The sequence below is a fragment of the Algoriphagus aurantiacus genome (assembly GCF_035156405.1).
GTDB classification, from domain to species: Bacteria; Bacteroidota; Bacteroidia; order Cytophagales; family Cyclobacteriaceae; genus Algoriphagus; species Algoriphagus aurantiacus.
This window is the reverse complement of record NZ_JAXRUT010000004.1, coordinates 67439-80179: the sequence shown is the minus strand read 5'-3', so window position 1 is coordinate 80179 and position 12741 is coordinate 67439. Positions and strand designations below refer to the sequence as shown.

At 40.9% G+C, this 12741-nt stretch carries 11 protein-coding genes; 4 read left to right on the top strand and 7 right to left on the bottom strand.

All coding sequences use genetic code 11. From position 1 onward, the window contains the following. Positions 1-226 precede the first annotated feature (226 nt). The 3 genes from bshA to SYJ56_RS05500 all read left to right on the top strand — a co-directional run bounded on the left by bshA (position 227) and on the right by SYJ56_RS05500 (position 2976). Positions 227-1363, top strand: coding sequence for an N-acetyl-alpha-D-glucosaminyl L-malate synthase BshA (bshA, locus tag SYJ56_RS05510; protein WP_323832637.1), 1137 nt, complete (start codon positions 227-229; stop codon positions 1361-1363). 117 nt (positions 1364-1480) lie between these two features. After that, on the top strand, positions 1481-2107 hold the full coding sequence (locus SYJ56_RS05505; protein ID WP_323832636.1) for a sterol desaturase family protein: 627 nt from the start codon (positions 1481-1483) through the stop codon (positions 2105-2107). 44 nt (positions 2108-2151) lie between these two features. After that, the gene (locus tag SYJ56_RS05500; RefSeq protein WP_323832635.1) at positions 2152-2976 is read left to right on the top strand and encodes an NAD(P)-binding domain-containing protein; all 825 of its coding nucleotides are present in this window, start codon (positions 2152-2154) and stop codon (positions 2974-2976) included. Between the two features lie 266 nt (positions 2977-3242). Here SYJ56_RS05500 and SYJ56_RS05495 read toward each other — a convergent pair whose 3' ends face one another. Next, a complete protein-coding gene (locus tag SYJ56_RS05495) occupies positions 3243-3581 on the bottom strand; it encodes a tRNA-binding protein (RefSeq protein WP_323832634.1) in 339 nt (112 codons plus the stop codon). Positions 3582-3730: 149 nt separating this feature from the next. Between SYJ56_RS05495 and SYJ56_RS05490 the strand changes: the two genes are divergently transcribed. Then, entirely contained in the window at positions 3731-3997 is a 267-nt protein-coding gene (locus SYJ56_RS05490; protein WP_323832633.1) for a hypothetical protein, read from the top strand. On the opposite strand, the gene SYJ56_RS05485 is transcribed toward SYJ56_RS05490, so the two are convergent. The 6 genes from SYJ56_RS05485 to SYJ56_RS05460 all read right to left on the bottom strand — a co-directional run bounded on the left by SYJ56_RS05485 (position 3998) and on the right by SYJ56_RS05460 (position 12700). Further along, the gene (locus tag SYJ56_RS05485; protein WP_323832632.1) at positions 3998-4732 is read right to left on the bottom strand and encodes a 1-(5-phosphoribosyl)-5-[(5-phosphoribosylamino)methylideneamino]imidazole-4-carboxamide isomerase; all 735 of its coding nucleotides are present in this window, start codon (positions 4730-4732) and stop codon (positions 3998-4000) included. Between the two features lie 138 nt (positions 4733-4870). Then, a complete protein-coding gene (locus tag SYJ56_RS05480; protein ID WP_323832631.1) occupies positions 4871-5905 on the bottom strand; it encodes a WD40/YVTN/BNR-like repeat-containing protein in 1035 nt (344 codons plus the stop codon). A gap of 12 nt (positions 5906-5917) precedes the next feature. Next, a complete protein-coding gene (locus tag SYJ56_RS05475; protein WP_323832630.1) occupies positions 5918-6829 on the bottom strand; it encodes a hydroxypyruvate isomerase family protein in 912 nt (303 codons plus the stop codon). 2 nt (positions 6830-6831) lie between these two features. Further along, a complete protein-coding gene (locus tag SYJ56_RS05470; RefSeq protein WP_323832629.1) occupies positions 6832-8142 on the bottom strand; it encodes a Gfo/Idh/MocA family protein in 1311 nt (436 codons plus the stop codon). A gap of 17 nt (positions 8143-8159) precedes the next feature. Next, entirely contained in the window at positions 8160-9149 is a 990-nt protein-coding gene (locus tag SYJ56_RS05465) for a formylglycine-generating enzyme family protein (RefSeq protein WP_416377785.1), read from the bottom strand. 200 nt (positions 9150-9349) lie between these two features. Then, the gene (locus SYJ56_RS05460) at positions 9350-12700 is read right to left on the bottom strand and encodes a VCBS repeat-containing protein (protein ID WP_323832628.1); all 3351 of its coding nucleotides are present in this window, start codon (positions 12698-12700) and stop codon (positions 9350-9352) included. Positions 12701-12741: the final 41 nt, after the last annotated feature.

Genomic DNA, 12741 nt, shown 5'->3' with positions numbered 1-12741 from the left:
GCGTGGCCTAATGTTGTTGATTTCCAGTAGTTTCAGTTTTAAAATCTGTAATAATTGGATATTTAATCTCCAAAATGAACAAATTTGGAGTTAATGCGTGTTAAAAATCAGGTTAATAAACCAGCCCAGAACATTATGAAATCGAGCATGACGTCGGCGACACACAGAGGGATGATTATCAATTATGCGAGATTCCATGAGGCCTTTTAAAGAAAAATATAAACACATGAAAATAGGCATTGTTTGCTACCCTACCTTCGGAGGTAGTGGTGTAGTAGCGACAGAATTAGGTAAAGGGCTTGCTAAAATTGGTCATGAAGTTCACTTCATCACGTATAAGCAACCTAGCCGATTGGACTTTTTTAGCGAGAATCTATACTATCACGAGGTAGATATTAAGAGCTATCCTCTCTTCGAACATGCTCCCTATGAACTTGCATTAGCCAGCAAAATGGTGAGTGTCGTGAAATATGAAAAACTTGATCTGCTTCACGTTCATTACGCCATTCCGCATGCATCTGCTGCATATATGGCAAAACAGATCTTAAAAACACAAGGAATCCAAATTCCTGTGGTGACTACGCTTCATGGTACAGATATTACTTTGGTAGGAAAAGACCCGAGTTATGAGCCAGTAGTTACATTTAGCATTAATCAGTCTGATGGAGTCACTGCAGTATCGGAAGATCTAAGAAAGGAGACCTATGCATTCTTTGATATCCAGCGGGAAATAGAGGTGATCCCAAACTTTATTGACTTGGAAAGATTTAAACGCCAGAAGAAGGAGCATTTCAAAATGGCGATTTGCCCGAATGGTGAAAAGCTCCTAGTGCACACTTCCAACTTTCGAAAAGTAAAACGTGTGGAGGATGTAATTCGGGTATTTTATGAAGTCCGAAAAGAAATCCCTGCAAAATTACTATTAGTAGGTGATGGCCCGGAACGTGATAAGATGGAGCGACTATGCAGAGAATTAGGGACTTGTGATGATGTCCGTTTTTTAGGTAAACTTGACGCGGTCGAAGAAGTTCTCTCTGTTGCAGATCTATTTTTGATGCCATCTGAGAAGGAAAGTTTCGGACTGGCAGCGCTGGAAGCTATGGCTTGTGAGGTACCTATTCTCACTTCCAATGCAGGAGGTATCCCAGAGCTTAACATAGATGGAGTCACTGGCTTTGTCTCAAAAATTGGAGACATTCAGTATATGAAGGAAAAAGCCCTATATATATTGGACGAAGCAAACCTTCCGACTTTCAAGAAGAATGCACTTGAAAGAGCGAAAGAGTTTGATATTTCCAATATTCTACCGCACTATGTATCGTATTATCAAAAGACCATTGAATCAACTATGGCACAGATTTGATTAATAAATGATTATTGTCATAAATTTCTAAGCGACAAAATGTCGTTTTGGATTATCTTTGTATTTGGCTTTTTTATTGAGTCTCAGAAAGTTTTGTAAAATTAGAATCAGTTACGTATGAAAAAGATAGGAAGATTGGATAAGCCGGATAATTTTGGAACCGCCCAAATTTTCTCTAATCCGATTCTGGAGAGGATTTCGAGAACCAATATATTAGTGCCCATCACTATGTTTATCATTTTGGGAGTCGTTTCTATTTATTTCGGAATACAGAAAACTTCTGTGGGTATCGGGACAGCTATACTTTTATTTGTTGTAGGGTATATTGGCTTCACTTTAGTAGAATATATGATGCACAAGCATTTTTTCCACATGGAGCCAAATACTCCCATAAAGGACAAACTGCAGTATACGGTGCATGGAATTCACCATGATTATCCTAAAGATAAAGATAGACTGGCAATGCCTCCATTTGTGAGTGCTGCTTATGCTGCTATTCTTTACCTAATATTTAAATTGACCATGGGAGATTTAGCTTACTATTTCTTGCCTGGATTTTTGCTAGGATATGCACTTTATTTGGGAATTCACTATTTGGTGCATGCTGTACAGCCGCCAAAGAATTTTTTTAAAGTGCTTTGGATACACCATGCTATTCACCATTACAAAGATCCCGATGTAGCATTTGGTGTAAGTACTCCATTGTGGGATTATATACTAGGTACAATTCCAAAGAAGGAATGAAAATACAAACCTCTCATATTTGAGAGGTTTTTTCTTTAAGATCAATGAATAAAATTTCGATAATCGGCCTGGGCTGGATTGGTTTGCCCTTAGCCCAACTTCTTCAAAAAAAGGGACACACGGTAGTTGGAAGTACAACTTCGGCTGAAAATCAGGCTAAAATTATAGGTCTCGGTGTGGAGGCTATTCAATTTGCACTTGTTCCTTTCCCCCAGGGGAAAGGCTTTCAGAAGTTATTTACAAGTGAAGTTTTGGTAATCAATATTCCTCCTAAATCCCGCTCAACTGACGGCAAGGTTTATTTGGAGCAATTGAAATTTCTACGAAGTATGGTAGATCAATCTAGTATTCAAAAAATCATCTTCGTATCAAGTACAGGTGTCTATCCCGATCTAGCTCGGAGAGAAGCTTATAAAGAAGATGAGGAGATTACTCCTAAAACTACTGGGAATATTACTTTGCTGAAAGGGGAGGCAGCATTTAAGAATTGGAAGGAGCTAACTATTGTAAGGTTTGGTGGCTTAATGGGAGATGATAGAATCCCGGGGAAATATGCAGCAGGCAGAGCTAATGTGGCTGGTCATACTCGTGTGAACTTCATCTATAGAAATGATGCTGCAAGGATGCTTGCTTGGATTATAGAAAAAGAACTTTGGGGCGAAACCTATAACGGTGTAGCGCCTATTCATTCCTTGCGAAAAGACATCTATGAGAGAAATGTATTTGACTTAGGGTTTGAGCCGCCTAAAAGCTATCAAAATACTTCAGAAAGTGATGATCGCTTGGTGTCTGGTTCTAAAATTCTCAGTACAGGTTTTGAATTTGATTTTCCTGATCCTGTAGACTTTCCTTATTCGAAGGAAATTTAATGTAGGACTTGTTGAAAAAGTCTCAGGTATGCCAGATTCAAGGCGGCCGAGTGAAGATGTATGCTTATACCTCGAATGAGGCCAACGTAGAAGATGGTATGGCTGAGACTAGCTTGAAAATCTCGATTTTGAGATTTTCTGATGCATGGATAACGACCTATTGTCATCAATAAACTTGCGATTGCTGAAAAACAGTTCGCATAAAAAATGGGTTAATCATTCAAAATGATAGCTTTTGATCTATTACTGGCGTTTTTCAGCATGCCCTAATGTAATCGAGCTCCATTGGGAACTAGCCTTTCCACGGAGGTGAGTATTACATTCCCTACTTCATCGCTGAAGCCTGTAATCAAGATCTCAGACATAAAATCTGCTATCTGCCTAGGAGCAAAATTGCACACACAAACGACTTGCAGTCCAATTAAATCTTCGGGTGTATAATGTGCAGTAATTTGGGCAGATGATTTTTTCACACCAAGCTCATTGCCCAAGTCAACCCAAATTTTATAGGCAGGCTTACGGGCCTTCTCAAATGGTTCAGCTCTCAGAATTGTCCCAACACGCAATTCTATTTTGTCGAAATCTTTGTAGTCAATCGTTTGCATGGTGGATTTTTTTCCTAATTTTAAAAACCTTATGTAAAATAAAAAGGTTACATTAATCTAATATGATGTTACAAACCGCTTTTCCCTTTAGAAAATTAACCATTTTCAGCATTGCTCTATTGGGTTTATGCTTTTTCGCGGGGAATTCGATGGCTCAAAGTGAACGCGATAAGTCAGAAATGGAGCGGGAAAAGCCCATTGATAAGCCCTTAGTAGAAAATCAATCTGATCAAATTGATATCCAAACAAGCGATAGTCCAACTCCTGCTGTAGGTGGAACTGTAACAAATAACAAGAGTACTCTACAAAAAAAGGAAACTCAATTAAGCGGAGAAGGTAAAAAAGTTGAATCTACACCTTCTACTTTGTCATTTAATATTTTTCTCTACATTGTAGATAAGTTCAAAGCAGATTAATTAACCCTCAGCCAGGAATTTCTCCAAGTCCTGAAGACTTATCATCCCCTCATAGTAAGCTCTTCCAAAAACAGTTGCAGACACGCCCATGTCTCTTAGTCGCTTAAAATCATCGACTCCTCTTACCCCACCACTAGCGGCTAGACTAATATCAGGAAATTTATCCCTGATATTCTGGAAAAGAGCAAAGTTAGGCCCTTCCATTACCCCATCTCTTGAGACATCTGAGCATTTCAGATATTTCAACCCTCTTTCATAGAAAAAGTTAATATGATCAAAAAGGTCAATCTCTGTTTTTTTCAGCCAACCTCTGATTTTTATTTTATTGTCGGCAGGATTGATATCAGCTGCCATATTGATTTTTTCCCTACCATAAGATAGAATGAATTGCGCAAATCGCTCTGGATAATTCGCAGCAACTGAACTGACTGTGATTGTACTGGCGCCAAATTCAAAACATTTGATCACATCTCCATCTGTAGAGATTCCTCCAGTAAAATCAACCTTTAAATCTGTATATCCTGCAATAGCTTCCAAGATATGGTAATTTTTAGGTTCTCCTCTACGTGCCCCGTCTAAATCCACAAGGTGGAGTCTTTTAATCCCTATAGATTCAAAAGCCTGAGCAATCTCTAATGGATTATTGGAAATCACTTCCTCAGTGGAAAAATCGCCTCTTTTAAGTCGGACACATTTCCCTTTGATTAGCCATATAGAAGGAACAATTTCAAACATTTTTATAATATAGGTTTATTGTTTTGAGAGATTCAGCCTAAAGATACTACACCTTGGCTCTATAAATCTTAGCCAAGATGCAAATCTTTTGATACAATGACTAGTTACAAGAATCAATGAGGAATCCAATCTGCTGATTCAATACTTCAATTTAGCTATTTTTCCTTTAGCTCCAGATGCCCATACTGAGCCATCGGCATGTCCCCTTTTTACAGCATGAAAGCCTTCTTCCGAAATCGGCTGCCAAGTGAGGCCTGCATCCTTCGAAAAATCAGAACCAATTGGTCCAACAGCAATCAGCCATTTTTGTCTTGGAAAATACACCACTCCGGATCGATATCCACCTGGCCCTTGCTGAGGCTCTATCCACTCTTTTTTGCTAGAAACAAATATCCCAGCAATACCTTCTCGCATATTTTCATTCAAATAATCTCCACCTACTCCGACGATTTCTCCACCACCCATACTTGTTAGAGAAAAAATACCCTGTGATGATTCTCCTTGGATAAAAGGTGCTTTAAACTTTTCCCAACTAGCCCCCAGGTCCTTGGAATAATGGAGATTTGACTCCGTCCCACCTGTGCCTAGCCAAAGTTGATTTCCTTCAGCCAAAAGGGAGGTTGCACTGGCAGCGAAGGCAGCTTCTCCCTCCGTTGCACTTGGCAGTGAATCTACAGGGTACCAAGTGTCTCCTTGATTCGCCGTTTGGAGTATGGTCCATTTGCCATCAATAGGATCGCCGATTACAAAACCATGGTTAGCTGTAGAAAAACTAATTCCATCCAAAAAAGCAAAATCATTCTCTTGATGCATGAGCTCCCAGGTTATTCCTCCGTCAAGTGTCTTATAAATAACCGCTGGCTGCCCTGCTGAAACAGCTATGGCTGTCATGGCATCAAAGGCATGTATGGATCTGAAATCCACCGTATCTAGCCCTGCTATCACACCATGATCCCAAGTTTTCCCTCCGTCTATAGTTCTCAGCCAAGTACCGTTGCTCCCACTTGCCCAAGCTATTTCACTCGTGAGAGGGGAAAGACCTCTTAGAGATGATTCTACTGGAGTTTCAACTATATCCCATCCACTTGGCTTATCGGCTAAGTCTTCCTCAGATTTTTTGCAGGAAAAAAGCGCTACCAATAATGATAGCGCTAGTAACTTTCTTTTAATCATGTTATTCTAAAATCAGACTATATCAACTTTTCTATAGGCTTGGATTAATGCTTTTTCCCCTTCTACTCCTGGAGATGCATTTCCATGCTCCATACCCATTACACCCTTGAATCCTTTTTCGTGGATGTATTTGAATACATTGCTATAATTGATTTCTCCTGTTCCTGGTTCCTTTCTGCCTGGATTATCTCCAATTTGTATGTAAGCTATCTCATCCCAGGTCTTTTCCATAGTAGCGATCAGGTTGCCCTCATTACGCTGCATATGGTAGACATCATAAAGGATTTTACAAGCTGGGCTGTCCACGGCTTTGCAAATCATATACGACTGATCTGCATGACGAAGGAAAAGGTCTGGATTATCACTCAATGGCTCCATGACCATCACTAAGCCTTCTTTTTCTAAAACCTCTGCTCCACGCTTGTAGGCTTCAATGACATTCCCAGTCTGTACACCCATGGGAAGATTACGCTCGAAATATCCCGGAACTACGGTCATCCACTTGGCACCGACACGCTTTGCAACTTCCACAGATTTCTTACAAGTTTCTACAAATAGATCTTCATGCTCTTTCTTTCCCGTGGTTAGGGAGGTTTTCCAATTCTCTCCACCATCTATTACAAATACCCCCATTCGCATGCCTAGGGATTCCAATGTCTTGCCTATAAGTGCTTGATCCTCCTCAGACCGTCCCAGCATTCCGTTGTCTTCCAAAGATCTAAATCCCTGATCAGCCATAAACTTCAGCTCATCGACGATACCTCCCGGAGCGGAATTTCTGAACATTCCGAAATGTGGAGCAAAATCCATATTGAAGGTGGGCTCAGCTTTTCCCGCAGCAAATGAAGGCATACTCATCGCTCCAGAGACACCCAAAAAGGTGCTGCCTAATCCTACTTTCTTAATAAATCCTCTTCTTTCCATGATTAAACTACTTTGGTTTTACCAGGAACTGCATGAGGATAATACCCATCATCACCAGGTAAAACCTTAGGCATAGCATCCCAAGCCAAGGTCTCTGGCATTAAGTCAACTTGTCCATTCAGCGCTTCTTCCCAAGTCAAAGGCTTGCCTGAATAAGTAGCATATCTACCCATGATTGCTGTCATCGTACTATTGGCAGCATTTTCAGCATCAGCAAATTTATAATCACCGTTGAACAGGGCTTCCCAAAGCAGATCATGTTCTACCTGATAAGGATTTGGCTGGTCTTTGCGGTCATGCTCGTACAGCATATTACCCTTCCAATCTTTCAATACCCCATGATTTCCTGCACTTAGAAAGGCTGTTCCTTTTGTTCCTTGGAAGCTTTCATCCACGCGGTTTTGAGCACCAGGGAAATGTCGGCATTCGCTATGAATTACTGAACCATCAGCATAGGTATAGGTTAGTACATGGTGATCATAAATCTCCCCGTGTTCTTTTCCTGTTCGGACAAGACGTCCACCTGTTCCTTCTGCTTTCACTGGAGTGCCTTGTTTCACCCAGTTGGCAATATCAATATTGTGAACGTGTTGCTCGTTGATGTGGTCTCCACATAGCCAGTTGAAGTAATACCAGTTTCTCATTTGATATTCCATCTCTGTTTGGCCAGGCTGACGCTCTCTTACCCATACTCCACCGTCATTCCAATAGACTTGACCGTTGATGATATCTCCGATGTCTCCATTGTGAATACGTTTAATAGTCTCGATATAGTTAGCTTGGTAATGTCTTTGAAGACCTACTACTACATTTAGTTTTTTGGCTTTGGCTTCTTCAGCCGCTTTCAAGACTTTTCTGATACCTGCAGCATCTACAGCTACCGGCTTCTCCATGAAAACTTGCTTGCCTTGCTTTACAGCTTCCTCAAAATGCATAGGACGGAAACCTGGAGGTGTCGCAAGAATTACTACATCTGCTTCAGCTATAGCTTGCTTATAGCCATCAAATCCTACAAATTTCATATCCTCAGAAACAGCAAGTTTGTCTCCATATTTCTCACTTAATGCCTTATATGCATTATCCAACCGGTCTCTAAACGCATCCGCCATAGCGACTATTTTGATATTATGACCTGTGGCTAAGGCTTGGAAAGCAGCACCGGTACCCCGGCCTCCACAGCCGATTAATGCAAGTTTCAATTCATTCACAGGAGCAGCATAAGCGCCCGGCAGTACAAAAGGTGAGGTCATCAATCCACCAGTAACCAGAGCGGATGTTTTGATGAAATCCCTACGGGAGTTTTCTAATTTCATAGTATAGGTATTATGGGTTAGTAATCGGTAATTGGTGCGGCTTGGTAATAAGCCACAATTTCTTCTGGGCTCGGAGGGATTTGAGGTCTCACAAGTCTAAGTCCTAAGAATGGTGCTTCCGGAAACCACCATTGGCTTTTAGGAATCTGCGGATCGATCCGCTTCCAATCTGCAGAACTTACAAAGCGCTTGGTAGCACTTAATTCAGAAGCTTCTGTATCGTAACTTCCACCACGCACTACTCTTGGATAAAGCTCAGTCGATGGATTTATAGGGTTGGCAGATGGTGATGAAGCGTAGAATTCAGGGTCATATTGATCTGAAGTCCACTCTAACACATTGCCATAAATATCATAAAGACCCCAAGGGTTTGGTTTTTTTTCTCCAATTGGATGAGTTGTCTCATCGGAATTCTCTCTCGTCCAGGCATATTCTCCAAGCTTGGAAGGATCATCTCCATAGAAGAATCTTGATTTTGACCCAGCTTTAGCTGCATACTCCCATTCTGCCTCTGTAGGAAGTCTGTAGAAAATACCGGTTTTCAGATAAAGCCAGTGGCAAAACTGGATAGCTCCATATTGAGTCATACCAATGGCTGGCCTACCTTCTTTGCCCATCCCAAAAGTCATATCCAAATATGGCATACTCGGTCTGGTCAATCCATCTACCACTTCGCCAATTGGTCCTTCAGAAATTGCTAGTTCGTAATTTTTATCTAAGAAAAGCTCAAAGGCATCCCATGTCACTTCATGGGTTCCCATCCAGAAAGGAGCGATTTTCACTTCATGCACTGGCTTTTCATCTGCCGCGGCGGAACTTTCAGAACCCATCATGAACGTTCCTTCAGGAATTGGAGTCATTTGGAAAGTCACATCAGTCCCCGGAATCTTCTGAGTATAAGATTCAAAGTTGGTTTGATTGACATCAAAACTCATCAGCATCATGGCGCCAATCACTAGGTATTGGGTGTTCGTCTTAAACATGTTCAAAGAAAAAATCTTTAGCATTAAATATAGGGTTCTACCCTTAAATTAGTGGAATATATCTTTCTGGGATTCTAAAATACAAATCAATTAACATTCATTAGCCTATTTTGGTCTGGAAATCAGTACTTTAGGTAATTCAATTAAAGGGTAGGTACCACAATCCTGTCAGATCCCCATTAAATTCATGGTAGAACCAAATATAGTAGTATAGGGTTTGTAATTTAGTCCGTTTTTGATGGAAGGAAAGAATAAATGTTCACCGTAGATCCATCCAAATATATGAGTAACATGTCTTTGCCAGTTATAATTCTTCGGACATTCCCACTGAGGTTCAATCCACTTTCGACCTTGGCAGCATTTGTAAATTGCCCTTTGCCATCCCCAAGTAAGACAACTCCTTGGCTTGCATCATATTTTCCGAAGTACAATTTACCATAGCCAATATTTCCTCCAAGTACCATATCCAGGTTCCCATCTCCATTCACATCCACGGCTTCTGAAGCAAATACAGGAGAAAACTGAGCTTGTACAGGAAGTGCGATTGCCTCAAATTTCCCTGAAGAATTCCTTCCAAAATAAGTCGTCTCAAGACGGTTAACGTAAATTGTGCCAGTACCCTCTCTCTCCTGTGCTGTAAATAGCTCATCCATCTTCACGGTGGCAAAAGACTTAAAGTCAAGATATCTCTTCTTAAGGAACAGCACTTGACCCAAGATTTCATCTCTACTGGACGCAGGGTATTTTTCACCTTGTATGTAATATGCCAAAAAGGCATCAACAGAACCATTGCCATCAAAATCCTTGTATAAAATCTCAGCAGGCTCAGTGCTACTAGCTTTGATTTGAGAATTGGTACCAAGATTACCAGCCAAAATCTCCACCTTTCCATCACCATCCCAATCAGCAAGTGTCAAGTTATTCCAAAAGCCAAATTCATGCTTCTCGAAGAAATCCAAGGTCGTTTCTTTCCACTGATTATCAAGGAAAGAGAAAATTTGGATGGGCATAGCTTCCCCTAATACGATGAGTTCAGGCTTTCCATCCTCATCCAAATCTGCCAATCCAGAGTCTGTCAACATACCCAAGTTGACAAATGTCGGAGCAAGTTGCTTAGTCTGATCACTGAAATTCCCTTTGCCATCATTTATCCAGATTCTACCTCCTAGGGAAGTTGGGAATTGGCCAGGATTAATTCTGGCACCTATAAATAAGTCCGGAGTACCATCAAAATTAAGATCAGCTACCTGTACAGTTCCTGTTGGAAATGCTTCACTGGGAAGAGCGTCTGAAGCTAGCGTGAAATTGCCTTTTCCATCGTTCACATACAGCCGATCCCGTAATGCCTCATCTCCTAGATTGAAATCATAAACGCCACCACTTGCTACATAGAGATCCAAAAACCCATCCCCGTTTGCATCGAAGGCTATGGCATCAGAATCCTCGGATTTAGCAGCCGATGCGAAAACACTAGCATTCTGCTTAACAAATGATCCATTAGAACTTTGAGTATAAAATAAAGCGCTCGCATTAGACCCGGCACCAACAAATAAATCTTCACGACCATCGCCTGTAAAATCAGCGAAAACCATCGCCTTACCGCTTCCAGAAACAGGGTTGATCAGCAAAGGCTGTCTTTTGTAATCATTGAATTCTCTGCCTTGCTCTGTTCTTAATTCTACTTTTTTACTTAGGAATGCGTCAGAATTCTTTGGTTGTGCAGCAGGTATTTTTATTCCGTTACTTTCGCTAAGTTCCAAGGTCTGATTTGCGGCAATAGTATATTCCCTAATGGTGTTACCTCCTGGCCAGATGACTATAAGTGAATCTATTTCAGAGAAATCCCCAAGTCCAAAATGTAGAGTAGTTGACACTGACGACTGATAACCACGATACGGATTCTGCTCCAAGACCTGAATGGTCTCTCCAGCATATACTTCTACCTTAGCTCCAAGAGCAGAAGAATTGGTTTCTGATCCGGAAAGCTTCACTTTCAAGTAATTCCCGCCATCAAGTTGGGCCATTTTATTCTCATAGATAGAAGCAGGAGAATTGATATTATTTACAATGAGATCAAGATCCCCGTCATTGTCGAGATCACTGTATGCTGCACCACTGCTATTTAATACATGGTTGATCCCCCATTCCTTGGTTTGGTTTTGAAAAGTTAGGTCTCCGTTGTTTCGAAAAATATAATTGGTCAAATTCGAAGAGGGCATGTTCTTAACCATATTCAGTAAGTCCTCACGCTTAAGCTTTCCGCCGGAAGTACGAACATAATTGTCCATGTATTTCAAAAAGTCTTGATTGTTGTAATCTCTTAGATATCCGTTGGTGACGAATAGATCTTTCCAGCCGTCATTATCAAAATCAGCAAAAAGAGAAGCCCAGCTCCAATCGGTGTTTGACAAGCCCGCCAACTGTCCGATTTCTTGAAAAGTACCGTCACCAGAATTCACATGTAGCATATTTCTCATGTATTGGTGATGGAAGCCTTTGCTCACATTCAGTTCAAAAAGCTCAAAATTATCAGGGGCAAGAAGTAACTTTTGTCTTTCATTTCCTTCGGGAAGCATGTCCAACGTGAAAATATCCGGAAAGCCATCATTGTTGAAATCGGCAATATCATTTCCCATAGAGAAATGAGACGTATGCCCCAAGCGCTCTAGGATTTCATCTTTGAACGTGCCGTCTTTCTGATTGATATATAGGTAATCCGGCATAGAATAATCATTACCGATGTAAATGTCCGGCCAGCCGTCTTGATTAATATCAGCGACAGCAACACCTAGACCATAGGATAGACTGGAGCTTGAGATACCTGCTTGCTGTGTAACTTCTACAAACTTTCCATTTCTGTTTTCAAAAAGCTGAGAGCCTGCCTCATGCTTTTCTTTAAGCAATACTTTAGTCAAATTCACATCCTGATTTTGGATGGATTGGGTATTGTGATTCAGGAGAAAAAGATCCAGGTCTCCGTCTAGATCGTAATCAAAAAAGCTTGCTGATGTACTGGGGGCATTCGAAGCTATTCCGTATTCCTCAGCCATTTCCTTGAAAAGCGGAACGCCATTTTCATCATTTCCTTGATTGACAAAAAGTTGATTGGTTCGTTTCTCAGTTGGTAAATTGCCTGAGTAACACAGATAAATGTCTAATTTATTGTCGCCGTTGATATCGACGAAAACAACTCCGGTCTTCCAAGGACCAGACCTTCCAGTAGCTCCGGAAGCTTGAGCAGTTTCTTTGAATTTGAGCTCACCCTGATTTAGGTAAAGCTGATTGCCACTTACATTGGCAGAAAAATAAATATCGTCTAACCCATCGCCATTTAGATCCCCAACTGCCACGCCTCCGCCATTATAGAGGTATTCGTACATAAGCACATTGAGGTTAAGCGTCTCTTCTATTCTATTTGAAAAAGTGATGCCCGATTGTTCAGGAGTCAAAAGAGTAAAGAGAGGAGGTGAGGTAGATGTAGCCGGATTTTCAGCTTGACTCGACTTGTCTGATTCTGAGCAAGACATCATCAAAACATTGAGTCCCAATACTGCTATGAGATTTCTTTTGGTCATAATAAAATAAGCTAAGCCACTCCAAATGGAGTGGCTTAGCT

Coding starts and splice junctions, on each gene's coding strand:
- bshA (WP_323832637.1), top strand. CDS start 227: ATGAAAATAGGCATTGTTTGCTACCCTACCTTCGGAGGTAGTGGTGTA.
- SYJ56_RS05505 (WP_323832636.1), top strand. CDS start 1,481: ATGAAAAAGATAGGAAGATTGGATAAGCCGGATAATTTTGGAACCGCC.
- SYJ56_RS05500 (WP_323832635.1), top strand. CDS start 2,152: ATGAATAAAATTTCGATAATCGGCCTGGGCTGGATTGGTTTGCCCTTA.
- SYJ56_RS05495 (WP_323832634.1), bottom strand. CDS start 3,581: ATGCAAACGATTGACTACAAAGATTTCGACAAAATAGAATTGCGTGTT.
- SYJ56_RS05490 (WP_323832633.1), top strand. CDS start 3,731: ATGGCTCAAAGTGAACGCGATAAGTCAGAAATGGAGCGGGAAAAGCCC.
- SYJ56_RS05485 (WP_323832632.1), bottom strand. CDS start 4,732: ATGTTTGAAATTGTTCCTTCTATATGGCTAATCAAAGGGAAATGTGTC.
- SYJ56_RS05480 (WP_323832631.1), bottom strand. CDS start 5,905: ATGATTAAAAGAAAGTTACTAGCGCTATCATTATTGGTAGCGCTTTTT.
- SYJ56_RS05475 (WP_323832630.1), bottom strand. CDS start 6,829: ATGGAAAGAAGAGGATTTATTAAGAAAGTAGGATTAGGCAGCACCTTT.
- SYJ56_RS05470 (WP_323832629.1), bottom strand. CDS start 8,142: ATGAAATTAGAAAACTCCCGTAGGGATTTCATCAAAACATCCGCTCTG.
- SYJ56_RS05465 (WP_416377785.1), bottom strand. CDS start 9,149: ATGCTAAAGATTTTTTCTTTGAACATGTTTAAGACGAACACCCAATAC.
- SYJ56_RS05460 (WP_323832628.1), bottom strand. CDS start 12,700: ATGACCAAAAGAAATCTCATAGCAGTATTGGGACTCAATGTTTTGATG.